This window comes from Nocardia sp. NRRL WC-3656, assembly GCF_000720265.1.
Classification (GTDB): domain Bacteria; phylum Actinomycetota; class Actinomycetes; order Mycobacteriales; family Mycobacteriaceae; genus Nocardia; species Nocardia nova.
The window spans coordinates 16,963-40,250 of sequence record NZ_JOJF01000037.1; the positions used below are offsets into that span (position 1 = coordinate 16,963).

Here is a 23,288-nt window from a genome sequence, read left to right on the forward strand (position 1 = left end):
CGGTAATCCGATCCGGCCGGCGGTCCCGATGTGCCGCGTTCCTAGGGCACAACCGGAGAGTCGAGCCGTTGAGCCACCTACGCCCGTAGTGCCTGGCGGCCCGTCAGGTTCGCGGCTCAGGGGCAGCCGGGCTGGAACGGGTAGCACGCGTGCCCGGGCGTCGAGGGCGGCACGGTGTGTTCCGGTGCCGGGGTGTAATGCGAGGTGGTCGTCGTGGTGGTGCGACCGGAGGCTGGAGCGTGGCTGGGGCCGGACCCGGAACCGCCGCCCGCGGTGCACATGGCCGCCAAGGCCAGCACGACGACCAGAACGCCCAGCAGAACCAGTGGCACCAGGCTGCGGTTGCGGTTGCGCCGAGGCGGAGCCGCGGGCGGGCGCGGATCGAAGGGCACCGAATAGGGTTGCTGGTTCTGCCCGTAGGCCGGCGCGGGCCCTGCAGGACCCGAACCGGCCGCGGCCACGGGCTGGGGGACCGGACCGGGCGTGGGCTGCGGCGCCGGATTCGGGCGAGCCATCGATACCGGCGCACCACCCGGCGACATCGGCGCAGCCCCGGCGACCGGGACAGCGGCCGGACCCCGCCCGGGAATCGGCGCCCCCGTCGGCGGTGTGGGGCCGCGGGACGGGACGGGGTTCGGCGGCGGGGGAGTGCGGTCCAGCCGCGCGGGAAAGCCCTCCGCGGTGAGATCGGAATGGGTTGCGGCCGCGGCGAATCCGATCGCGGCCAGTGCCTGGCCGACCTGCGTCGCATCCCAGGTGTCGGGTGCGTCCGCGGTGATCCGGCTGAAGTAATTGCGCAACGCCGCGGGCCCGTCGCCGAGGACGACATCGATCCCGTCCGGGAGATCACCCTTGTCCAATGCGACCCGGCTGCTCAACTGCGGCATGACCAGCACCATGCCGGTCACCCCGACCCGCTCCCGGCCGGGGGCGCCGCGCAGCAGCTCGGCGATCTCACCGGTGCGGGCGCGGATCTCGGTCATCGGTTCGGTGCCGGCCTCGGTGCCGGCCAGCGGCGCGATGCGGTCGTCGATCGTCCAGGGCCGGTAACCGGAGACGGTGAGCGTGCCGCTCGCCCGTTCGGTGAAGTCCTTGATCACGACGACCACGCAGGTCTTCGGCGTCCAGACGATCGCATCGGCGGCACCGGCCGCGACCACCGCGATACCGGGTAACGCGTGCGCGCCGGTCCAGGTCTTCAGCCAGTTCGCCACCGTCCGTTCGGAATTGGACAGCCGCGACGGGTCGTCGTTGCGAACCTTCACCAACATCTGGATCAACCCCTGACCGATGCCTGTTCTGCCGGCCGCCCCGAGCGACCGCCCGACCACCGTACGACGGTACGGCGAAGCGGGCGAATCGGCTTGGGCGGCAGCACAGATCATCCACCATCGGCCTGCCCGGGTCGGCGGCGGGTCACCCCTGTCGATGCCAGGCGAGATATCCGTCCGGTCGCACCTGTACCTGCGTGCCCGCGGTGGCCGCGTACTCGGTGAAGGCGTGGCCGTCGACGGCGATCAGCTGACCGGGGCCGGGCCAGTCGCCGTGCGCGAGGATCGAATATGCCCGCACCCCGGCGGCTTCCGTGGCCGGGGCCGGCGCACCGAAGGTCAGACGGGTCGCATGCGGGCCTCGGTACAGGTCGAACAGGCGCAGCGTGCTGCCGTCGCCGCGCAGCAACGGGGCATCGGGCGCGCGGTCGCCTGCGCGAGTCCGGCAGTATCGCCAGGGCTGCGATAGCTGATGTCGAGCTGGTGGGTTTCGGTGCCGCGGTGCATCGCGTCCTCGTGTCCCTCCAGATGTTTGTCGAGCAGTGCGGTACTGATGCCGAGTACCCGCTGCGCGACGCCCCGGCGTTCGGGCTCGTAGGTTTCGAGCGGGCCGAGGTCGCCGTCGAGCGCGGCAGCCAGTTTCCAGCCCAGGTTGTAGGCGTCCTGGATACCGGTGTTCATCCCCTGCCCGCCGGTGGGCGGATGTACGTGCGCCGCATCGCCGGCCAGGAACACCCGCCCGGACCGGAACCGCTGTGCCAGCCGGATATTCGGCCGCCACACCGTGGACCACACCGGTTCACCTACAGTCAGATCGGTGCGGCCGCTCACCCTATCCAGTTGTTCCTGCAGCACGGCCCGGGTGGCCCGCGGGTGGTCGCCGAGCGGGGCCGCGAACTGGAACAATCGGCCACCGGGCAGTGGCGTGAGCGCGACCCCGGCGGTGGATGCGGCCGCGGTGGCGAACCAATAGCCGAATCCGTGGTCCAGCGCGTCGACCCGGACGTCGCCGAGCAGCATGCGGATCGATTCGTCGGTCGTTCCCTCGAACGGGATCCCCAGGGTGCGTCGCACGGTCCCGGCGCCGCCGTCGGCGCCGACCAGATAGTGCGCTGTGACGTTCTCGGTGCCGTCCGGTCCGGCCAGCACCGCCCGCACCTCATCGCCGTCCTGAGTGAAATCGACCAGCGCGGTGCCGAATTCGACCCGCACTCCGAATTCGGTGAGGCGTTCCCGCAGCACCCGCTCGATGTCGGATTGGCCCAGCGTCCACGGATTCGGGTACGGCACAGCGGCGCTCGGCTCCCGCGGTTCGCTCATCCGCCGCTCGGCCACCAGCTCGCCGTCGACGTGCACGCGCAGGAGCGGTGGGGGCGAACCGGCGGCCAGAACCGCGTCGAGGACACCGAGATCGTCGAATACCTCCAGCGTGCGCGGCTGGATGCCGTCGCCCCGAGAGCCGATGAACGGAGCAGCGGCCTTGTCGACGATGCGGACGTCGACGCCGCGCCGGGCGAGGTCGATGGCGAGGGTGAGCCCGGTCGGGCCGGCTCCGGCGATGAGAACTGTCGCGGTCATGGATGCCTCTAACTGAATCGAGTTTCACTGAATATGGATTCAGTATCGGATTGATAGTGTCCGGAGTCAAGGAGGTGGTGATGGCGACCGGACGCGAGCAGGCCGGCAGTCGCAAGCAGCGGTCCGCGGAGACCGAGCAGGCGCTCAAGGACGCCGCGCGTTGGCTCTTCGCCGAACGCGGCTATCTGAACACCAAGATCACCGACATCACCGCGGCGGCCGGACGGTCGGCGGGCTCGTTCTACAACCACTTCGAAGGGAAAGAACAGCTCCTCCAGGCGCTGCTGGAAGACTTTGCCGCCGAAGGGGATACGTCGGCCGAGGCGAGTGCGCACGATCCGGATTTCACCAAGCCGGCGGCCGTCGAATTCCATATCGAGCAGTACTGGCGCTTCGCCCGCCGCAATTGGCCGGTACTGCGGGCGGTGACGCAGGCGGCGCTGGTCGACGAGGAGTTCGCGCGGCTGGCCAACCGGTTCACGGCCGGTCAACTAGAAGAGGTCGTCGACCACGTCGACGGTTTCGGCGCGGCCGGCCTCCGCCTGCCGAGCACCCCGGACGTCAGCGTGGCGATGATGTTCCTGCTGATCCGGGCACTGCTGGAGGCGGTCGAGGAGGGTGTGCTCGCCGTCGACGACGAGCAGGCGGTGGCCGGGCTGACCCGATTCGTCTACCGGGGGCTCACCGGCCGTGACTACTGACCGCTCAGGGCACCAGCACGATCGACCCGGTGGTCTTGCGGGCCTGCAGATCTCGATGTGCCTGCGCGGCCTCGGCAAGGGGATATTCCGCGCCGATCCGCACCCGCAGTGTCCCGTCGGCGACGGCGTCGAGGACATCGCCTGCGCGCCAGGTCAATTCGGCGCGATCGCGGGTGTAGTGGGCCAGTGTCGGGCGCGTGACGAACAGCGAGCCGGCCGTATTGAGCCGCTGCAGATCGAACGGCGGCACCTGACCGCTGGCGGCGCCGAACAGCGCCAGCATGCCGCGGATGCGCAGGGCCGCCAGGCTCGACTCGAACGTCGCCGCGCCCACCCCGTCGTAGACCGCGGCCACCCCGACCCCGTCGGTGAGGTCGCGTACGCGCTGGGCGAGATCGTCGCCATAGCGCAGCACATGTGCGGCGCCGGCCTCGCGGGACAACTCTTCCTTCGCGTCGGTGGACACCGTGGTGATCACCCGGATATCGCGGGCGGCGGCCAGCTGGGTCAGCAGGAGCCCGACGCCGCCGGCGCCGGCGTGGACCAGGATCGTCTCGCCCGGCTGCGGCTTGTAGACCGATTCGATCAGGTAGTGCGCGGTCATGCCCTGCAGCAGCGCCGAGGCCGCCACCGCCGGTGGCACCCCGTCCGGCACGGCCACCGCCACCGCCGCGTTTACCGCGACCTTCTCCGCATAACTTCCGGGGGCGGCGGCCCACGCGACCCGATCGCCGACGGTGAATTCGGTCACCTCGGAACCGACTTCGGCGACCACACCCGTGCCCTCGGAACCCGGGATGTAGGGCACCTCCTCCGGATAGGTGCCGGTGCGGATATAGGTGTCGATGAAATTGACACCGGCCGCCTCGGTATCGACGAGCAGCTGATTCGGCCCGATGACCGGATCGTCGACCTCGGTCGCGACGAGAACTTCGGGACCGCCGTGTTCGCTGACCTGAATGGCGCGCATGGCTTTCAGTTCTACACCCCCTCGCGCCACGAACACCGGTAGGGCGGTCGGGCCGTCCCTACCGGACGGTAAACTCCACGCCATGAGCGAAACCGCCACCGCGGCCCCGGTCACGCCGTCGTCCGCCGTCATCGAGTCGGTCAAGAAGTTCGTCGCCGCCCACGGTGGTTCGGGTACGGCCGTACTGCAGCCGATCGGGCGCATCGGGGTCCGCATCACCCTCGTCGGCGCCGACGGTGTGCTCGGCGATCGCGTCGTCGCGGATCTGGCCACCGCCAAGGCGGTCGTCGAGGCCGTCGACGGCCTCGCCGAAACCGAGCACTGGGATCGCGACCTGAGTTCGGTCGCCACCCTGGCGAAGGGACACTGGGCGCGGATGGCCGGCTGGGTGGCCCACCAGGCCCGATTCCCGAAGGCGCGCAACGAGAACTGAGATGGCTCTGCGGCATCGGCTGATCGCCGCCGCGACGGCCGGTGCGGCCGCGGTCCTGACGATGATCGCCCCGGCGCGCGCCGAAGATCCCGCGGCCCTGCGGGTCTGCACCACCGGTGACTACCCGCCCTATTCGGTAACCGACGGCCACGGCGGCTACCGGGGCATCGACGTCGACCTGGTCCGCGACATGGCGCAGCTGCTGGGGCGCCCGCTGCGATTCGTGCCGACCACCTGGGCGTCGATGGGCAGCGATTTCTCGGCGCACGCCTGCGATCTCGCGGTCGGCGGAATATCCGACGCCGCGGCCCGGCGCGCCTACGCCGACTTCTCGCTGAGCTACGGCACCGACGGCAAGACCCCGATCGTGCGTGCGGCCGACGCCGGGAAGTACGCGACGATCGAGCAGATCGATCAGCCCCAGGTGCGGGTAATCGTCAACCGCGGCGGCACCAACGAACAGTTCGCCCGCGCCCATTTCCCGCATGCGCAGCTGACGGTATGGCCCGACAACGTCACCATTTTCGATCAGATCACCGCCGGTCGCGCGGACGTCTTCGTCACCGATTCGGTGGAGGGCCGCTATCGCGTGCGGCAGCATCCCGACCTGCGGGTCCTGCATCCGGAGACACCGTTCGACTCCTTCGGCAAGGTGTTCCTGCTGCCGAAGAACGATGTGCCGACCGCGCTGACGGTGAACGCCTGGCTGGCGAGTCAGCTGGCCACCGGGGGAGTCGATCGGCGTGTCGCGGAATGGATCGGGCCGCACGCCACTGCCTGAGCGACGCCCGACCATAATCGACGGGGTGACGGATAAAGCGGCGAGCCGGACCGCGGTGCTGGTCTGTCAGGGCCGGGCAGTGGCCGACGGGCGACTGGCGGTCGGGCGATTCTCGGATCCCATTGCGGCGCAACTACTTCACGACGACGAACGGGCGGCGGTGCGGCGCGCCCGAGCCGAGCATCCCCCCGGCGGCTGGCGGGAGCGGCTCGAATACGAGATGCTCACCGCCACGGCCGCCGTCCTCGCGACCCGCACCGTCGTCATCGACGAGGCGATCCGCGAGGCGTCCGCCGCGCAGCTGGTGCTTCTCGGCGCCGGACTCGACGGGCGGGCCTGGCGGACGGATCACCCCGCGGCCGACGTATTCGAGGTGGATCATCCTGCCTCGCAACGGGATAAGCGCGAACGGGTGGGCACACTGGTGCCGGTCGCGAAGTCGGTGACCTATGTGCCGGTGCAATTCGGCCGCGACGACCTGGGCGCGCGACTGACCGAGGCGGGCCATCGCGCGGCGGCGACGACCACGTGGGTGTGGGAGGGGGTCCTGCCGTATCTGACGCAGCCGCAGGTCGAATCGACGCTGGCCGTCGTCGCCGCCCGCAGCGCGCCCGGCAGCCGGCTGATCGCGACCTATCCCACCCCGAACCGCCTCGCCGGACTGGGCCGGGCCGGTATGCGCCTGTTCAGCAAGCTGTCCGGTGGCCGGGATCCACTCGCGGACGAACCGCACGTATCGGCGTGGTCGCCGGCGGACATGGCCGCGCTGACCACGCGTTACGGGCTCACCGTCACCGCCGATGTGGAGTTGATCGAGGCGGCGCACCGGCTCGGCGTACCGGCCCGCCAGTCCCGTGCCTACGGATTGGGGCGGGCGCTGATCGCCGACCGCGTCTGACCGCGATCAGCCACAGCAGCCGCCCCCGCAGCAACCGCCGCCGGTCGGCGCGGGCGGTGCGGCGGCCGACCCCGCGGCCTTACCGGTCAAGGCGACCGTGGTGAGCAGTTTGACCGTGTCGCTGTGGCCACCCGGGCAGAGAGCCGGGTCGCCGGATTCGCTCATCGGCCGGGTCAGTTCGAACGATTCCGTACATTCCCGGCAGCGGTACGCGTAGGTCGGCATGAGGAAATTATGTCGCGTCCGCGGCGGACCGGATCGCCAGGGTCCGGCCGGCTTCGCTCGAAATCCGGCCGTGATCGTCGGTGAGCGCACGGGCCTGGGTGGGCCGTGACCGCATCACCCGCCTCTCTCATTCCGGTATCCGAGCCGCCCGGCCGTGTTACTGTCCTGGACACATGTCCGGCATCGTGTCCGGGTGAAGGGAGTCCGCGGATGACGGCAATGGCGGAGGTCGTGGTGGACGCCGAGCGGATCACCCCACAGTGGTTGAGCCGGGCGCTGTCGACGCCGGTGCGCGCGGTCACCGCCACGCCGGTGGGCACCGGGCAGATGGGTTCGGTGTTCCGGCTCGAGATCGACGGCGAATCGGCACCCGCGCGGTTGATGGCGAAACTGCCCGCCGCCGACCCGGCCGCGCGTGCCATGGTCGCGGGCGCCTATCGGCAGGAGATCCGCTTCTACCGCGAGATCGCACCCACCGTCTCGGTGCGGGTGCCCACCTGCCATTTCGCCGAATTCGCCGGTGACGGAGCGGAATTCACCCTGCTGCTCGACGATCTCGCGCCGGCGCGCCAGGGCGATCAGATCGCGGGATGCACGGTGGCGCAGGCGAATGCGGCGGTCCGGAATCTGGCGGGACTGCACGGTCCCCGCTGGTGCGATCCCGGCTTGTCCGCGATCGAAGGGCTGAACTTCAACGGTGCGGCCGAGGCGCAGGCCTTGTCGGAGTTGTACGGTCCGGCGACCGAGATCTTCCTCGAGCGCCTGGGAGCGCGGCTGTCCCCGGCCGACCGCGACACCTTGCGCGCCTGTGTTCCCGGCATCGCCGACTGGCTGCTGGCGGCGCCCGATCGTTTCGCGCCGGTCCACGGCGATTACCGCTTGGACAATCTGATGTTCTCCGAGGACAGTGGCGAGGTCGAGGTGTGGGCGCTGGACTGGCAGACGCTCGGTCTCGGATTGCCGGCGCGTGATCTGTCGTATTTCGTCGCCACCGGTCTCGAACCGGACCTCCGGCGGGCGCACGAGGACTCAATCATCGAAACCTATTGGCGCGCATTGTGTTCCTACGGCGTCGGCGATTACGCACTGGATCAGTGCCGGCGCGACTACGGTTTCGCCCTGGTGCAGGGGCCGCTGGTCGCGGTGTTCGGTGCTGCCTACGGCACGGTCACGCCGCGCGGTGACGAGATGTTCGCCGCGATGGTGCGTCGCAGTTGCGCCGCGATCCGCGATTGGGACGCACTCGACCGGACACCGGCGTAGCGCAGTCGCTCAGCGGAGCCAGGAGTCCGCGCGGCCCTGCTGTCAGCGGGCGTGACGACGGCAGCGCGCCGCCTGGTTCAGGCGGCGCGGGCGGCTGCTTCGGGGGCAGGCGCGGTGACCTGTTCGCGGGTGCGCATCGAGGCCCACAACGCGGCCGTCGCGACGATGCACGCGGTGGCGCCGCCGACGTGGACGACCACCAGCGCCGCGGGAACGTGGGTGAAGTACTGGACGATGCCGACGAGCGCCTGGGCGCAGACCGTGGCGATCACCACGATCAGACGCACCCGGATCGCGCGGTTCATCCCCACCGCGGCCAGTCCGAAGCCGAGGCCGACGAGCAGCGCCAGATAGGCCACGAGCAATTCGGCGTGGGCGTGCACCAGGGTGACGATCTCGATCTGCAGGCGCGCCACCGGCCGTTCGGTGCTCTTGTCCCCGGCGTGCGGTCCGGCGCCGGTGACCAGGGTGCCGGCGATGAGTGTGCCGGTCATCGCGACCGCGCTCAGTGCGGTCAGCCAGCGCAGGGGTGCCGGGACCTGCACGACGTCGACCCCGTCGTCGGGTTCGCCGACCTTGGCGAACAGCAGCGTCGCCAGCCACACCATCAGCATCGAGGCCAGCAGGTGGACCGACACCGTCCACCACAGCAATCCGCTGCGCACGGTGATTCCGCCGATCACGGCCTGCAGCACGGTGCCGCCGGGCATCAGCCAGGCATACACGACGACCTCGCGCCGCCGCCGGGCCCGTACCACGGCGAGCACGATCAGCGCCGCGCACAGCGTCACCGCGAAGGTGAGCATGCGATTGGAGAATTCGACCGCCTGGTGGAGCGCCGGAACTTCGGCGTGGGCGGTGGGTGTGAAACTGCCGGGGAAGCACTGCGGCCAGGTCGGGCAGCCCAGGCCGGAGGAGGTGACGCGCACGATCGCGCCGGTCACGGAGATGCCCGCCTGGGACAGGATCACCGCCAACGCGAAGATGCGCTGCACCCGCAGGGAGGGCAGCGGCAGAAAGTCGACCAGTCGCACAAACGCGCGTGACAGCACGAAACGATGGTAGACGCAGCCGGATCCGCGCCCACACCGGGGCTACTACGTTGTGTCGTTGCCGTCACATCCGGGTCGGGTCCGTGATTCAGTCGAAGCGGAACCAGCGTGTCGCGAGCCAGCCCGTCACCGCGCCCCACACCACGAGCACCGCGATGCCGTACCAGTCGACGCTGGTGTGCAACGCCTGGTCCAGTGCCTCGGCCAGCGCTCCGGAGGGGATCAGTCGGGCGATCAGCGTCACCGCGTGCGGGAGGTTGTCGGAGGCGAAGACCAGGCTCGCCACTCCGAGCATCACGAACCACAGGATGTTGGCGAGCGCGAGCACGATCTCGGCCTTGAGGGTGCCGCCCAGCAGCAGTCCCATCGCGACGAAGGCGGCGGTGCCCAGCGCGATCACGAACGCGCCCAGCAGCAGGCCGCCGATCGAGGGCCGCCAGCCCAGTGCGACACCGATCAGGCCGAGCAGAACCGATTGCAGGACCACCACGATCAGCACCGCCGCGCATTTGCCGCCGACGATGCCCCAGCGCGGTAATGCCGTGGCGCCCAAGCGTTTCAGCGCACCGTAGCGGCGGTCGAAGCCGACCGCGATGGCCTGGCCGGTGAACGCGGTGGACATGATGGCCACCATCATCACCGCGGGCACGATCCGGTCGACCTTGTGGTGTTCGCCGAGGCTCGAGCCCAGCGGCAGCAGGGTCAGCCCGATCAGCAGCGTGATCGGGATGAACATGGTGAGCAGGAGCTGTTCGCCGTTGCGCAGCAACAGGATCAGTTCCATGCGGGTCTGCGCGGTCAGCATCGCCAGGCGCGGGGCCGGCCGCGGCGCGGGGCTGAAGGTGCCGGGGGTGAAACGAGGGGCGGTCCGGGTCATCCGCGCAGCTCCCGTCCGGTCAGTTCGAGGAACACATCCTCCAGGCGGCGCTGGTCGATGCGAATGTCGGTGGGCAGCACGTCGATTCGCGCACACCAGGCGGTCACGGTGGCCAGCACCTGCGGGGTGATGTCGCCGCGCAGCAGATAGGAGCCGGGCGCGGTCTCGCTGGGCGCGAACCCTTCCGGCAGTGCGCTCTCCAGCAGCGACAGGTCGAGTTTCGGCGGCGCGCTGAAACGTAGTTGGCCTTCCGCGCCGGCGGAGGTCACCTCGGCCGGGGTGCCGGCGGCGACGATGCGGCCGTGATCGATGATCACCAGCCGGTCGGCCAGCTGTTCGGCCTCGTCCATCATGTGCGTGGTGAGCAGAATGCCGACGCCGTCGCGGCGCAGCGCATCGATCAGCTCCCACACCAGATGCCGGGCCTGCGCGTCCATTCCGGCCGTGGGCTCGTCGAGGAAGACCAGCTCGGGCCGCCCCACCAGCGCACACGCCAGCGCGAGGCGCTGCTGCTGACCACCGGAGAGCCGCCGATACGGGGTGCGGCGAGCCTCGTGCAGGCCGAGGGTGTCGAGCAGCCATTGCGGATCGAGCGGATCGGCGGCGTAGGAAGCGACCAGATCGAGCATCTCGCCGGCCCGCGAACCCGGATATGCCCCGCCGCCCTGCAGCATCACACCGATGCGCGGGCGGAGGCGATCCGAATCGGCGACCGGATCCAGCCCGAGCACTCGCACCGAACCGGCGTCGGGGGAGAGGAACCCCTCACACATTTCGACTGTGGTGGTCTTCCCGGCGCCGTTGGGCCCCAGCAGCGCCAGCACCTCCGCGCGTCCGACCTCGAAAGCGATCCCGTCCACGGCGGTGGTGTCGCCGTAGCGTTTCACAACACCGTCGATACAGACAGCGGGTTCCGAGGCTGCGCTCACGATGAGACACCGTATGCCGGGCCCGGCTGTGACGGAGCAGACACCCCTGTCCGGTTACGCCAGGGCAGCAGGTTCCGGGTCACCGCGATGAATCCGAGCGCGACGATGACCACGGCGACCGCCGCCTCGATGATCTGGAAGACCCCGAAATCCGCGCCGCGCGGCATCAGGATCACGCTCACGACCGCGGAGAACACCACGGCGGGGACCCGGAACGCGGGAGTGGTCGCCCACGCCGCGAGCGGCATGATCGCCCACAGCAGATACCACGGCTGTACGACCGGGAACAGCAGCACTATCGCCGCGAGCGACACACCCATCGCGCCGACCGGCTGCAACCGCCCGGTCCACGTGGCGATGAGCATGCGCACGGTGATCAGCGCCGCCACGACCGCGGCGATCGGGCGGGTAATGCTCAGCAGCGCGGTGGTGTGGTCGCCCAGTCCCAGCAGCACGCCGCCGAATCCGGTGACGATGCCGACCGCCGTGGGTAGCGACATCCAGCTGCGTACGGTGCTGGCGGCATTGAGGGTGTGTGTCCAGCCGAAACCGAGCCCGGAGGTGTAACTGACGAACAACGTGGTGACCACGGTGATTGCGCCGAGGACCGCCGCGGCCGCCAGCAGCGGCCGCCAGCCGCGCCCCCAGCGCCGGGCCAGGGCCATACCGACGAATCCGAGCGCGATGATCGAGGGGATCTTCACCGCCGACGACAGCGTGATCACCACGGCGCCGAAGGTCAGCAGGAGCCAGCCGCGCTGGTCGAACCCGCCCAGCCCGGGTGTGTGCTCGGTGGCCAGCGCGCGCAGGCAGAACTCCACCCCGGCCAGCATCAGGCCCAGCATCAAGGCTTCGTTGTGCACGCCGCCGACCAAATGGAACAGCACCAGCGGATTGGCCGCGCCCAGCCACAGCGCGCTGACCGGCGCGACTCCGCAGCGCCGCGACAGGCGCGGCAGCGCCCAGACGATCAGAGCCACCCCGGCCAATGCCAGCAACCGATGCGCCCACACGCCGACGATGATGTTGTCGCCGGTCACATGGGCGATCCCGCGGCCCATCCAGACGAACAGCGGTCCGTACGGGGCGGGAGTGTCGCGCCAGATGTTGGGCACGTTGTAGGTCAGCACGTTGTGCAGGCCCAGGCCGGTGGCCGGGCCGACGGCGTACGGGTCGAGGCCGCGGGCCGCGATCTCGCCCTGTGCCAGATACGAATAGACATCGTTGGAGAACAGCGGCGGCGCCACCGACAGCGGGATGATCCACAACAGCAGCGTGCGATCCAGCTGCGAGCGGCTCAGCCGATGGACGGGGGAGCCGCCGAAACCGCCGACCGCGAAGCGGCCGAGCAGCAGCCACGCCATCACCACGAAGACCGTGCCGATCATGCACAGCGCCAGCGACGAGGTCTGCCAGCGTGCGAAGACGCCGATCACCCGGACACCGGAGACCGGATTCTGCAGTACCGGCTGGGCGGCGACGCCCAGCGCGCTGATCGCCATCAGCACCGAGCCGGTGGCGCCGAGTAGCCGAATTCGCTTGAACTGCGCGGTTTCCCGGCTGTCCAGCCCCGGCGCGTCGGCTTCGACGGTGTGTAGCACCGCGATGGTGTGATCGGCGGGCGGGACGTCCAGGCCCAGGGCCCGGCGTCCGATCTCGATGCTCCTACGCCATGCGCCTTCCACAACCGCCACGGAGGTCAAGCGTAGCCGGGGTGGGAGCCGCGGCCATCGCAACGTCGCGGCGCGGGCCGTGACATATTGCACCGGCGGTCGATGCCCAGGTCGGAGCCGCATCCGGCTGCGATTCAGGGCACCCTTACTAGAATGCGGGAAATAATTCCGTCACACTGATGTTGTGAAAACCGTGGGTTTGCGGGAGAACGAGGTGAATACCGAGCGCCAGCAGGGCGCCCGGCCTTCCGCCGCGCCCGCGGCCGCCGCCGGTGAGGGGCATACTCGCGCGGCCGTCGTCCAGCTGCTGCTGGAGGAGGGGCCGATCACCGCGACGGCCATCGGGCAGCGGCTGGGTCTGAGCCCGGCCGGCGTGCGTCGTCATCTCGACGCGCTGATCGAATCCGGCGAGGCCCGGGCCATGCGCTCGGCACCGTGGCAACAGCAGGGCCGCGGTCGTCCCGCCAAGCAGTTCCAGCTGACCGCGGCCGGTCGCGGCCGGCTCGGCCACGCCTACGACGATCTGGCGGGAGCCGCGATGCGGCAGCTGCGCGAGGTCGGCGGCGAGAACGCGATCATGGATTTCGCTCGCCGTCGCGTCGGTGTGATCGTCGCCGGTATCGACCGCCTGGCTCAGCACACCCCGGCAGCCACCTCGGAGAAGGCGGAGGAGATCGCCGAGGCGTTCAGCGACGCCGGATTCGCCGCCACCACCCGCAAGGTCGGCTCCGGTGTGCAGATATGCCAGCATCACTGCCCGGTCTCGCATGTGGCCGAGGAGTTCCCGGAACTGTGCGCCGCCGAACTCGAGGCGTTTCGCGAGCTGCTCGGAACCCACGTGCAGCGGCTCGCGACCATCGCCAACGGTGACTGTGCCTGCACCACCCACGTACCCCTGTCCGTTCCCCCGACGAGCAATCCCCCGACGAGCAATGCTCAGCCCGCCACCCGCGCCGTTGCACAGCCCGCAACGGCAGCTCGAAACGACTCCGGAAGGAGTGCCGAATGACGTCGACCACCGCGGCGAGCCGTGAATCCGATGCGCCCCAGAACCAGCCCCTGACCCAAGAGGAGACCATCGCCTCGCTGGGTACCTACGGCTACGGCTGGGCGGATTCGGACATCGCCGGCGCCAGCGCCAAGCGCGGCCTGTCCGAGGACGTCGTGCGCGACATCTCGGCGAAGAAGAACGAGCCCGAGTGGATGCTCGCCGCCCGCCTCAAGGCGCTGCGCATCTTCGACCGCAAGCCGATGCCGAGCTGGGGCTCCAACCTCGATGGCATCGACTTCGACAACATCAAGTACTTCGTGCGCTCGACCGAGAAGCAGGCCGAGAGCTGGGAAGATCTGCCCGAGGACATCAAGAACACCTACGACAAGCTGGGCATCCCGGAGGCGGAAAAGCAGCGCCTGGTGGCGGGTGTGGCCGCGCAGTACGAGTCGGAGGTCGTCTACCACCAGATCCGCGAGGATCTCGAGGCCCAGGGCGTGATCTTCCTCGACACCGACACCGGTCTCAAGGAGCATCCGGAGATCTTCCAGAAGTACTTCGGTTCGGTCATTCCCGCCGGCGACAACAAGTTCTCCGCGCTCAACACCGCCGTGTGGTCGGGTGGTTCCTTCATCTATGTGCCGCCGGGCGTGCACGTGGACATCCCGCTGCAGGCATACTTCCGCATCAACACCGAGAACATGGGCCAGTTCGAGCGGACGCTGATCATCGTCGACGAGGGCGCCTATGTGCACTACGTCGAGGGTTGTACCGCGCCGATCTACAAGTCCGACTCGCTGCACTCCGCGGTCGTCGAGATCATCGTGAAGAAGGGCGGCCGTTGCCGCTACACGACCATCCAGAACTGGTCGAACAACGTCTACAACCTGGTCACCAAGCGGGCCAAGGCAGAGGCGGGCGCGACCATGGAGTGGATCGACGGCAACATCGGTTCCAAGGTCACCATGAAGTACCCCGCCGTCTGGATGACCGGTGAGTACGCCAAGGGCGAGGTGCTGTCGGTAGCGTTCGCGGGCGAGGGGCAGCACCAGGACACCGGCTCGAAGATGCTGCATCTGGCGCCGCACACCTCGTCGAACATCGTGTCCAAGTCGGTCGCGCGCGGCGGCGGCCGGGCGTCCTACCGTGGCCTGGTCCAGGTCAACAAGGGCGCGTACGGGTCGAAGTCGACGGTGAAATGCGATGCGCTGCTGGTGGATACGATCAGCCGCTCCGACACCTACCCCTACGTCGACATCCGCGAGGACGACGTGACGATGGGGCATGAGGCCACCGTCTCCAAGGTCTCCGATGATCAGCTGTTCTACCTGATGAGCCGCGGCATGACCGAGGACGAGGCGATGGCGATGGTGGTGCGCGGCTTCGTCGAGCCCATCGCCAAGGAACTGCCGATGGAATACGCGCTGGAACTGAACCGGCTCATCGAGCTGCAGATGGAAGGAGCGGTCGGCTGATGCCGGTCGAGAATGTGGCTGTCGCGGGCGAGGCCCGCATCCCGGCCGTCAACAAGGGTGAGCTGTTCGCCTCGTTCGACGTGGCCGCCTTCGAGGTGCCCACGGCGCACGACGAGGCCTGGCGCTTCACCCCGCTGCGCCGGCTGCGTGGCCTCCACGACGGCACCGCGGTGCGTGACGGCCGGGCGGGTATAGAGGTCGCTGCCGTCGACGGCTCCGCGGTCGACGGCGTGACCGTCGAGACCGTCGGTCGCGACGACACCCGCCTCGGCGAGGGCGGTGTACCCACCGATCGCATTGCCGCCCAGGCATATTCGGGCTTCGAGCAGGCGACCGTGGTCTCCGTCGGCGCCGAGACCGAGGTCACGCGGCCGGTCGTCGTCCGGGTCACCGGCCCGGGCGAGGGCAGCACCGCCTTCGGACATCTGCAGATCCGGCTCGGCAACTTCGCCACCGCGACTGTGGTCATCGACCAGCGAGGCAGCGGAACCTACGCGGAGAACGTGGAATTCGTCCTCGGCGACAGCGCCAAGCTGACGGTGGTCGCGGTCCAGGACTGGGCCGATGACGCCGTGCACGTCACCGCCCATCACGCGAGGTTGGGCCGCGACGCCGTCCTGCGGCACACCGACGTCACCCTCGGTGGCGATCTGGTCCGGTTTACCGCGACCGTGCGCTACGACGGCCCCGGCGGCGACGCCGAACTGCTCGGCCTGTACTTCGCCGACGACGGCCAGCACTTCGAACAGCGACTGCTGGTCGACCACGCCCAGCCACATTGCAAGTCCAACGTGCTGTACAAGGGTGCGTTGCAGGGCGATCCGAGCTCGGCCAAGCCCGACGCGCGCACCGTCTGGGTCGGCGACGTGCTGATCCGCGCGGAGGCCGAGGGCACCGACACCTACGAGGCCAACCGCAATCTGGTGCTCACCGACGGGGCGCGCGCCGATTCGGTGCCCAACCTCGAGATCGAGACCGGCGAGATCATCGGCGCCGGACACGCGTCGGCCACGGGGCGTTTCGACGACGAGCAACTGTTCTATCTGCGTGCTCGCGGAATTCCGGAGGATGCTGCCCGCCGTCTGGTGGTGCGTGGTTTCTTCCACGAGATCATCCAGAAGATCGCGGTCGTCGAGATCCGGGAGCGGCTGGAGTCGGCCATCGAGGCCGAACTCGCCGCCATCGGCGCCTAGCACCGACGCGTCCCGGCAGCCCGAAACCTCCACCAGCCCAGAAGGAATGCAATGACCACCCTCGAAATCAAGGACCTGCACGCCGAAGTCGCCAATCCCGACGAGAACGGCGAGCCCATCAAGATCCTCAAGGGCGTGAACCTCACCGTGAAGTCGGGCGAGACCCACGCCATCATGGGCCCGAACGGCTCCGGCAAGTCCACCCTGTCCTACGCCATCGCGGGGCACCCGAAGTACATCGTGACCCAGGGTTCGATCACCCTCGACGGCGAGGACGTGCTGGCCATGTCCGTCGACGAGCGCGCCCGCGCAGGCCTGTTCCTGGCCATGCAGTACCCGGTCGAGGTGCCGGGTGTGTCCATGTCGAACTTCCTGCGCACCGCCGCGACCGCCGTGCGCGGCGAGGCCCCGAAGCTGCGCCACTGGGTCAAGGAAGTCAAGGAGTCGATGGGCGAGCTGGAGATCGACGCCGCCTTCGCCGACCGCAGCGTCAACGAGGGCTTTTCCGGCGGTGAGAAGAAGCGCCACGAAATCCTGCAGCTGGGCCTGCTCAAGCCGAAGATCGCCATCCTCGACGAGACCGACTCCGGTCTGGACGTCGACGCGCTGCGCATCGTCTCCGAGGGCGTCAACCGCTACAAGGAGCGCGAGAACGGCGGCGTCCTGCTGATCACCCACTACACTCGGATCCTGCGCTACATCCAGCCGCAGTTCGTGCACGTGTTCGTGGGCGGCCGCATCGTGGCCGAGGGCGGCTCCGAGCTGGCCGACGAACTCGACGCCAACGGCTACGTCCGCTTCACACAGACCGCGACCGCGGGAGCCTGATATGACCGCTGTGACACGCACACTCGACGTCGCCAGGATCAGGGCCGATTTCCCGATCCTGAACCGGACGGTGCGTGACGGAAAACCGTTGGTGTACCTGGATTCCGGGGCCACCTCGCAGCGACCGCTGGCCGTCCTGGACGCCGAACGCGAATTCCTCACCCACACCAACGCCGCCGTGCACCGCGGCGCGCATCAGCTCGCGGAGGAGGCGACCGACGCCTACGAGGGCGCCCGGGCCGATATCGCGCGCTTCGTGGGCGTGGAGGCGAACGAGATCGTCTTCACCAAGAACGCCACCGAATCGCTGAACCTGGTGACGTATTCGTTCTCCGACGACCGCTTCCCGTACCACGTGGGACCGGGCGACGAGATCGTGATCACCGAACTGGAGCATCACGCGAATCTCGTTCCGTGGCAGGAACTCGCGCGTCGCACCGGCGCGACCCTGAAGTGGTACGGCATCACCGACGACGGGCGCATCGATCTGGATTCGCTGGAATTGTCGCCCGCGACCAAGGTCGTCGCGTTCACCCATCAGTCGAATGTGACCGGTGCGGTCGCCGACGTGCACGAGATGGTGCGCCGCGCCAAGGCGGTCGGCGCCCTGGTGGTGCTCGACGCCTGCCAGTCGGTCCCGCACATGCCGGTGAACTTCCGTGAACTCGGCATCGATTTCGCCGCGTTCTCCGGGCACAAGATGCTGGGTCCGTCCGGTGTCGGCGTGCTCTACGGCCGCTACGCCTTGCTCGAGGAGACCCCGCCGTTCATCACCGGCGGGTCGATGATCGAGACGGTCACCATGGAGGCCACCACCTACGCGGCGCCGCCGCAGCGGTTCGAGGCCGGCGTGCCGATGACCTCGCAGGTGGTCGGATTGGGCGCGGCCGTGCGGTATCTCGAGGCGATCGGGATGGACGCCGTTGCCGCGCACGAACATACGCTGGTCGGCGCCGCCCTGGAGGGACTCGGCGCGATCGACGGCGTGCACATCGTGGGGCCGACGGAGAACGTGGATCGCGGTGGCGCGGTGTCGTTCGTGGTCGACGGAATCCACCCGCACGACGTGGGCCAGATCCTGGACGACGAGGGCGTGGCCATCCGCGTCGGGCACCATTGCGCCTGGCCGCTGATGCGCCGGCTCGGCGTACCCGCCACCGCCCGGGCCTCCTTCGCTGTCTACAACACCCTCGACGAGGTGGAGGCGCTGGTGGCCGCGGTCCGTAAGGCACAGAAATTCTTCGGTGTGGCCGACCGTTGAATCCGGTGAGCGCGAGCGACCAGTGAACGGGGCGTGAGATTTCGCAATGCGTATGGAACAGATGTACCAGGAAGTGATCCTGGACCACTACAAGCATCCGCACCACCGCGGGCTGCGGGAGCCGTTCGGTGCCGAGGTGCATCACGTCAACCCGACCTGCGGTGACGAGGTGACCCTGCGGGTGCACATCGACGACAACGGTGACGTCGCCGATGTGTCCTACGACGGGCAGGGCTGCTCGATCAGCCAGGCCGCCACCTCGATCCTCACCGATCAGGTCATCGGCCAGCCCGTGCAGCAGGCGCTGAAGGTGGTCGACTCCTACAGCGAGATGATCTCGAGCCGCGGCACGGTCGAGGGCGACGAGGACATGATCGGCGACGGCATCGCGCTGGCCGGTGTGGCGAAATATCCGGCCCGGGTGAAATGTGCCCTGCTGGGCTGGATGGCGTTCAAGGACGCCGTGGTGCGGATAACCTCGGCCGAAGAGACCAAGCGGACCATGAGCAACGGGTCCGCCGGAAATGGGGAACGTCATGACTGAGACGCCGGCAACCGAACAGACTAACACCGAGGCCGAACTCTCCCAGGAGCAGATCGCGCTGCTCGAGGATATGGAAGAGGCGATGCGTGACGTCGTCGACCCCGAACTCGGCATCAACGTGGTCGATCTGGGACTGGTCTACGGGATGCGGGTCGAGGAGGACGTGGCCGTCCTCGACATGACCCTCACCTCCGCGGCCTGCCCGCTCACCGATGTCATCGAGGACCAGTCGCGAAATGCGCTGGTACGCAGCGGTTTGGTGGAGGATCTGAAGATCAACTGGGTCTGGATGCCGCCGTGGGGTCCGGACAAGATCACCGACGACGGCCGCGAGCAGCTGCGCGCACTGGGCTTCACGGTTTGATTCTCGCCACCGGGTAGGGGGCGAAGTGGACATCCGGGTCGGCCGTGGAGCAGGATCGCCTGCGTCCAGTACGCAGACTCGAACGGGGTGGATTCACGGATGTCCCATATGTTTACGCGCGTCCGCTCGGCGGCGGCCGTCGCGGTAATGGCCGGTGCGGGTTTGGCGGTGGCCGGTGCCGCCGGTCCGGCTCAGGCCGACGGTGACCTGCACGGTGCGATCGCCTACTCCGACAGCAGCGGAGTGGTCGCCGCGGCCACCAACTTCGCCGACGCGCCCAGCGCGGATGCCGCGGCCCGGGCGCACTGCGGCCGCGGTGATTGCCGCGTCATCTTGGATTTCAGCAACGGCTGCGGTGCTGTCGCCCAGGGAGCGGACGGCCGGATCGCGGTCGGCTGGGGTCCGACCCAGGTCGAGGCGGAGAAGCAGGCGAGGGATTTCCTGGGGCCGAGTGCCCCGCCGTTCCCCGACCTGGGGAGCGCGATCCCGCGCCCGGCGAACATCGCCTTGAGCAGTTGCACCGCGAACGCGCACTGAACGTTTCACACCCGCGGCGGCCGACCTGGTTCCAGGTCGGCCGCCGTTGTTTTCCCCAGAAGGCCTGCTGCGCGATATCGTGAGGGCCGAATTGCCGGACCGGCCGAAACGGTAGGAGCAGCAGTGGATTTCGACATACCCTCCGAGCTCAGCGACTATCTGGCCGAACTGGATGCCTTCATCGACCGTGAGATCGTGCCGCTCGAACGCGAGAACGACAACATCCGCTTCTTCGACCACCGCCGAGAGGACGCGCGCACCGACTGGGATCGCGGCGGGCTGCCCAGCGCCGAGTGGGAGGAGTTGCTCGCCGAGACCCGCCGCCGAGCCGATGCCGCCGGGCACTACCGCTACGCCTTCCCACCCGAATTCGGCGGCCGCGGCGGCGACAACCTCGATATGGCCGTCATCCGCGAACACCTCGCCCGCCGGGGACTCGGCCTGCACTGCGATCTGCAGAACGAACATGCCGTGGTCGCCAACAATGTGGGCCTGCTGCTGATGCTGGAATACGGTTCGCCGCAACAGCAAGCGGAGTGGGTGGAGGGCCTGGCGGCGGGCACGAAATTCTTCGCCTTCGGCATCACCGAACCCGAACACGGTTCCGACGCCACCCATATGGACACCCGCGCGGTGCGCGACGGCGACGGCTGGGTGATCAACGGCGAAAAGACCTGGAATACCGGCATTCACACCGCCGACGCCGATCTGATCTTCGCGCGCACCGCCGGCGAGGCGGGTGACGGCACCGGTATCACCGCATTCCTGGTGCCACCCGATACCCGCGGATTCACGGTCGAGGAATATCTGTGGACCTTCAACATGCCCACCGATCACGGCCGGGTCACCCTGCGCGATGTGCGCGTCGGGGCCGACGCCGTGTTCGGACCCGAGGGGCGCGGGCTGGCGGTGGTCCAGCACTTCTTCAACGAGAACCGGATTCGCCAGGCGGCGTCGAGTCTCGGAGCGGCGCAATACTGCATCGACCGGGCGGTGGCGTATGCCAAGGAGCGCAAGCCCTTCGGTAAAGCGCTCGCCGAGAATCAGGCGATCCAGTTCCCGCTGGTCGAATTGCACACCCAGTGCGAAATGTTGCGCACGCTGATCCACAAGACCGCCTGGACAATGGATCGGCACGGCACCTTCGCCGCGTCCGAACAGGTGTCGATGTGCAATTACTGGGCCAACCGATTGTGTTGTGAGGCAGCCGATCGCGCCATGCAGGTGTTCGGCGGCCTCGGCTATTCCCGCCACCAGCCGTTCGAACACATCTACCGCCACCACCGCCGCTATCGAATCACCGAGGGGGCGGAGGAGATTCAGATGCGGCGAGTAGCGGGCTACCTGTTCGGATTCATGTCCTCCCGGGCGCCCAAGGGCGTGTGAGCAGCGCGAAACGGCCCCGCGTCCGGTGAGGGAACCGCGGGGCCGTGACAGCGCTGGGTAGCGATTTACTTCTGAGCCTGCACCACGATGGTGCCGACGATCTTGTCGGCGAAGGTCTGGTTCTTCTCGTCCCACAGCGGCCACAGGTAGCCGAGGCCGCACAGGGCGTTGTCGAGAATATGGCAGAGCTTGCGCACGAAGGCCATGCCGAAACCGAGCACCTGACCGTCGGCTTCCTTGATCACGCGGATGCCGACGACCTTCTTACCGGGCGTCTGACCGGTCGTGCCTTCCTGATGGATGAGCCACAGTCCGAGGCCCACACCCACGGCGATGGCCAGCAGCAACAGGATGATGCCGACCGCGGTCAGACCGCCCCCCGTGCACGTGCTGGAGTAGGAATACGACGAGCTGTACGGGTCGTCGTCGAACGAGCAGTCCACGTCCTTGGTGCCGAGCCCGAACGCGAGCCCGTACAGGATGGCCAGCGGGACGCCGACGATCAGCGCGTCGATGAGGTAGCCGCCGACGCGCGCGAACCAGCTGGCGTACGGTGCGGGCGGGCCGAATCCCGGCTGCTGATAGCCGTATCCGGGTCCGGCCGGGGGGTAACCGGGCGCACCGTAATTCGGTTGCGCCGCACCGTATCCCGGAGGCGGGGTCCCGTAACCCGGAGGGGGAGCGGCATATCCGGGCGGCGGCGCGCCATAACCCGGCGGGGGTGCGCCATAGCCCGGCTGCGGGCCGGCGGGCGGATACCCGTAGCCCGGTTGCCCCGGCTGGCCGTACGGGCCGTTCGGGTCCGACGGGTTGGTCATATGTGGTTCCTCCGGAAGCTGGTGGTACGGGGACGATCCGGGCCCCGACCGGGTCGAACTGTGATTGCACCGTACGGTAACCGCCAGGCCCCGCCAAAGTATGGCCGACCCGCGCGCAATGGGCGCGCCGAACAGTCGGATATCTCACGATTGCCTGATTCGGCGAATGCCCGGAATCGGCGCGGCCGGGGCGCTATGCCCCCTTGCGAGTCTGTTTCGTGGCCTTGGGCGCCGCCTTCTTCGCGGTCGACTTGCTGGCCGACTTGGTGCCGGTGGATTTCGACGCGGCCCGCTTCGTGGTCGCCTTCGCGGTCGACTTGGCCGCGGATTTCGAGGCGCGGCCCCGGCTCGACTTCCCGGATTCCCCACCGCGGCCGGTGGCTTCGAGGCTGCGCTGCAGCGCAGCCACCAGATCGACCACCTCGGCATCCATCTGCGCCGGTTCGGCCTCTTCGTGGCGGGTGACGCGGTCGGATCCGGATTCGATGGCCTCGTCGAGCAGCTTCTTCAACTCGATCTGATACTCGTCGGTGTACTGATCGGGATCGAAATCCTCCGACATGCTGTCGACCAGCGTCTGCGCCATCGCGACCTCCTGCGAGCGCGGCGCGGCGGCATCGTCGAGCGATTCGAATTCGGCGGCCCGCACCTCGTCCGGCCACAGCAGCGTCTGCAACACCAGCACCCCGTCACGCACCCGCAGCGCCGCCAGCCGCGTCTTCTGCCGCAGCGTGAAATGCACCAGCGCGACCCGATCCACCTGATCGAGCGTCTTCGCGAGCAACACGTACGCCTTGGGTGTCGTGGAGTCGGGCTCGAGGTAGTAACTGCGGTCGAACAGGATCGGATCGATCTGCTCGGAGGGCACGAACTGCAGCACCGGAATCTCGTGCTTCTCGGCCACCGGCAACTTCGCGAAATCCTCGTCGGTGAGAATCACCTTGTCGCCCTCGGGCGACTCGTACGCCTTGTCGATATCCGCGAAGGCCACCGACTGCCCGCACACCGTGCAGACACGGTCGTACTTGATCCGTCCGCCGTCCTTGGCGTGGACCTGATGAAACCTGATGTCATGGTCCTCGGTGGCGGTATAAACCTTCACCGGAACATTCACCAGCCCGAACGCGATGGAACCCTTCCAGGGGACTGTCTGAGATCTTGTGGGCGGGACGGTGATCGGAGAGGCTGAGGCCGAGCGTCTCAGCGGAAGGGATCATCGTGTCGGAGGAGTCGATGCCGG

25 protein-coding genes are annotated in these 23,288 nt (G+C 68.5%); 14 read left to right on the forward strand and 11 right to left on the reverse strand.

All coding sequences use genetic code 11. From position 1 onward, the window contains the following. Positions 1–116 precede the first annotated feature (116 nt). The 3 genes from IG65_RS0130585 to IG65_RS35305 form a co-directional block, all read right to left on the reverse strand. Positions 117–1,271, reverse strand: coding sequence for a hypothetical protein (locus tag IG65_RS0130585; protein WP_030518429.1), 1,155 nt, complete (start codon positions 1,269–1,271; stop codon positions 117–119). A gap of 145 nt (positions 1,272–1,416) precedes the next feature. Further along, positions 1,417–1,572, reverse strand: coding sequence for a hypothetical protein (locus IG65_RS39410; RefSeq protein ID WP_231509531.1), 156 nt, complete (start codon positions 1,570–1,572; stop codon positions 1,417–1,419). 38 nt (positions 1,573–1,610) lie between these two features. After that, positions 1,611–2,849 carry an FAD-dependent monooxygenase gene (locus tag IG65_RS35305; RefSeq protein ID WP_231509533.1) on the reverse strand — a complete coding sequence of 413 codons (1,239 nt, stop codon included), beginning with the start codon at positions 2,847–2,849 and terminating at the stop codon, positions 1,611–1,613. Positions 2,850–2,929: 80 nt separating this feature from the next. Between IG65_RS35305 and IG65_RS0130595 the strand changes: the two genes are divergently transcribed. Then, positions 2,930–3,550, forward strand: coding sequence for a TetR/AcrR family transcriptional regulator (locus IG65_RS0130595; RefSeq protein WP_030518430.1), 621 nt, complete (start codon positions 2,930–2,932; stop codon positions 3,548–3,550). A gap of 4 nt (positions 3,551–3,554) precedes the next feature. On the opposite strand, the gene IG65_RS0130600 is transcribed toward IG65_RS0130595, so the two are convergent. Further along, positions 3,555–4,520: a quinone oxidoreductase gene (locus tag IG65_RS0130600; protein WP_030518431.1), complete on the reverse strand. Its 966-nt coding sequence runs from the start codon at positions 4,518–4,520 to the stop codon at positions 3,555–3,557. A gap of 82 nt (positions 4,521–4,602) precedes the next feature. On the opposite strand from IG65_RS0130600, the gene IG65_RS0130605 reads away from it, so the two are divergent. The 3 genes from IG65_RS0130605 to IG65_RS0130615 are packed head-to-tail and all read left to right on the forward strand — an operon-like array spanning position 4,603 to position 6,632. After that, positions 4,603–4,953, forward strand: a complete 351-nt coding sequence (locus IG65_RS0130605; RefSeq protein WP_030518432.1) for a hypothetical protein — start codon at positions 4,603–4,605, stop codon at positions 4,951–4,953. Between the two features lies 1 nt (position 4,954). After that, a complete protein-coding gene (locus IG65_RS0130610) occupies positions 4,955–5,734 on the forward strand; it encodes a transporter substrate-binding domain-containing protein (protein WP_036526209.1) in 780 nt (259 codons plus the stop codon). Between the two features lie 25 nt (positions 5,735–5,759). After that, the gene (locus IG65_RS0130615; protein WP_030518434.1) at positions 5,760–6,632 is read left to right on the forward strand and encodes an SAM-dependent methyltransferase; all 873 of its coding nucleotides are present in this window, start codon (positions 5,760–5,762) and stop codon (positions 6,630–6,632) included. Positions 6,633–6,638: 6 nt separating this feature from the next. On the opposite strand, the gene IG65_RS0130620 is transcribed toward IG65_RS0130615, so the two are convergent. Next, positions 6,639–6,857: a zinc ribbon domain-containing protein gene (locus tag IG65_RS0130620; protein WP_030518435.1), complete on the reverse strand. Its 219-nt coding sequence runs from the start codon at positions 6,855–6,857 to the stop codon at positions 6,639–6,641. Positions 6,858–7,067: 210 nt separating this feature from the next. Between IG65_RS0130620 and IG65_RS0130630 the strand changes: the two genes are divergently transcribed. Next, positions 7,068–8,120, forward strand: coding sequence for a phosphotransferase (locus IG65_RS0130630; protein ID WP_030518436.1), 1,053 nt, complete (start codon positions 7,068–7,070; stop codon positions 8,118–8,120). A gap of 77 nt (positions 8,121–8,197) precedes the next feature. Here the strand turns inward: IG65_RS0130630 and IG65_RS0130635 are convergent, their stop codons facing one another. From IG65_RS0130635 to mptB, 4 genes are all read right to left on the reverse strand, one after another. After that, entirely contained in the window at positions 8,198–9,172 is a 975-nt protein-coding gene (locus IG65_RS0130635) for a heme A synthase (RefSeq protein WP_030518437.1), read from the reverse strand. 88 nt (positions 9,173–9,260) lie between these two features. After that, on the reverse strand, positions 9,261–10,049 hold the full coding sequence (locus tag IG65_RS0130640; RefSeq protein ID WP_030518438.1) for an ABC transporter permease: 789 nt from the start codon (positions 10,047–10,049) through the stop codon (positions 9,261–9,263). Further along, positions 10,046–10,978, reverse strand: a complete 933-nt coding sequence (locus tag IG65_RS0130645; protein ID WP_030518439.1) for an ABC transporter ATP-binding protein — start codon at positions 10,976–10,978, stop codon at positions 10,046–10,048. Before IG65_RS0130645 ends, IG65_RS0130640 begins: the two co-directional genes overlap by 4 nt. After that, positions 10,975–12,672 (reverse strand): polyprenol phosphomannose-dependent alpha 1,6 mannosyltransferase MptB, encoded by a 1,698-nt coding sequence (mptB, locus tag IG65_RS0130650; protein ID WP_030518440.1) that lies wholly within the window; start codon positions 12,670–12,672, stop codon positions 10,975–10,977. Before mptB ends, IG65_RS0130645 begins: the two co-directional genes overlap by 4 nt. Before the next feature lie 163 nt (positions 12,673–12,835). On the opposite strand from mptB, the gene IG65_RS0130655 reads away from it, so the two are divergent. From IG65_RS0130655 to IG65_RS0130695, 9 genes are all read left to right on the forward strand, one after another. After that, positions 12,836–13,660, forward strand: coding sequence for a metalloregulator ArsR/SmtB family transcription factor (locus tag IG65_RS0130655; protein ID WP_036526214.1), 825 nt, complete (start codon positions 12,836–12,838; stop codon positions 13,658–13,660). Next, positions 13,657–15,117 carry a Fe-S cluster assembly protein SufB gene (gene sufB, locus IG65_RS0130660; protein ID WP_030518442.1) on the forward strand — a complete coding sequence of 487 codons (1,461 nt, stop codon included), beginning with the start codon at positions 13,657–13,659 and terminating at the stop codon, positions 15,115–15,117. Before IG65_RS0130655 ends, sufB begins: the two co-directional genes overlap by 4 nt. After that, positions 15,117–16,310: a Fe-S cluster assembly protein SufD gene (gene sufD / locus IG65_RS0130665; protein WP_030518443.1), complete on the forward strand. Its 1,194-nt coding sequence runs from the start codon at positions 15,117–15,119 to the stop codon at positions 16,308–16,310. Before sufB ends, sufD begins: the two co-directional genes overlap by 1 nt. Positions 16,311–16,361: 51 nt before the next feature. Continuing rightward, positions 16,362–17,138: a Fe-S cluster assembly ATPase SufC gene (gene sufC / locus IG65_RS0130670; protein WP_030518444.1), complete on the forward strand. Its 777-nt coding sequence runs from the start codon at positions 16,362–16,364 to the stop codon at positions 17,136–17,138. Between the two features lies 1 nt (position 17,139). After that, positions 17,140–18,399 (forward strand): cysteine desulfurase, encoded by a 1,260-nt coding sequence (locus IG65_RS0130675; RefSeq protein ID WP_030518445.1) that lies wholly within the window; start codon positions 17,140–17,142, stop codon positions 18,397–18,399. A 46-nt stretch (positions 18,400–18,445) separates the two neighbouring features. Further along, positions 18,446–18,943: a Fe-S cluster assembly sulfur transfer protein SufU gene (gene sufU / locus IG65_RS0130680; protein ID WP_030518446.1), complete on the forward strand. Its 498-nt coding sequence runs from the start codon at positions 18,446–18,448 to the stop codon at positions 18,941–18,943. Then, a complete protein-coding gene (locus IG65_RS0130685; protein WP_036526216.1) occupies positions 18,936–19,307 on the forward strand; it encodes a metal-sulfur cluster assembly factor in 372 nt (123 codons plus the stop codon). Before sufU ends, IG65_RS0130685 begins: the two co-directional genes overlap by 8 nt. Before the next feature lie 99 nt (positions 19,308–19,406). Further along, entirely contained in the window at positions 19,407–19,844 is a 438-nt protein-coding gene (locus IG65_RS0130690; RefSeq protein ID WP_030518448.1) for a DUF4189 domain-containing protein, read from the forward strand. Between the two features lie 123 nt (positions 19,845–19,967). Next, a complete protein-coding gene (locus IG65_RS0130695) occupies positions 19,968–21,230 on the forward strand; it encodes an acyl-CoA dehydrogenase family protein (protein WP_030518449.1) in 1,263 nt (420 codons plus the stop codon). Between the two features lie 65 nt (positions 21,231–21,295). On the opposite strand, the gene IG65_RS0130700 is transcribed toward IG65_RS0130695, so the two are convergent. Both IG65_RS0130700 and IG65_RS0130705 read right to left on the reverse strand, forming a co-directional pair. Then, positions 21,296–22,048, reverse strand: coding sequence for an RDD family protein (locus IG65_RS0130700; protein ID WP_030518450.1), 753 nt, complete (start codon positions 22,046–22,048; stop codon positions 21,296–21,298). A 193-nt stretch (positions 22,049–22,241) separates the two neighbouring features. Beyond that, entirely contained in the window at positions 22,242–23,150 is a 909-nt protein-coding gene (locus IG65_RS0130705; protein WP_231509536.1) for a Ku protein, read from the reverse strand. Positions 23,151–23,288: the final 138 nt, after the last annotated feature.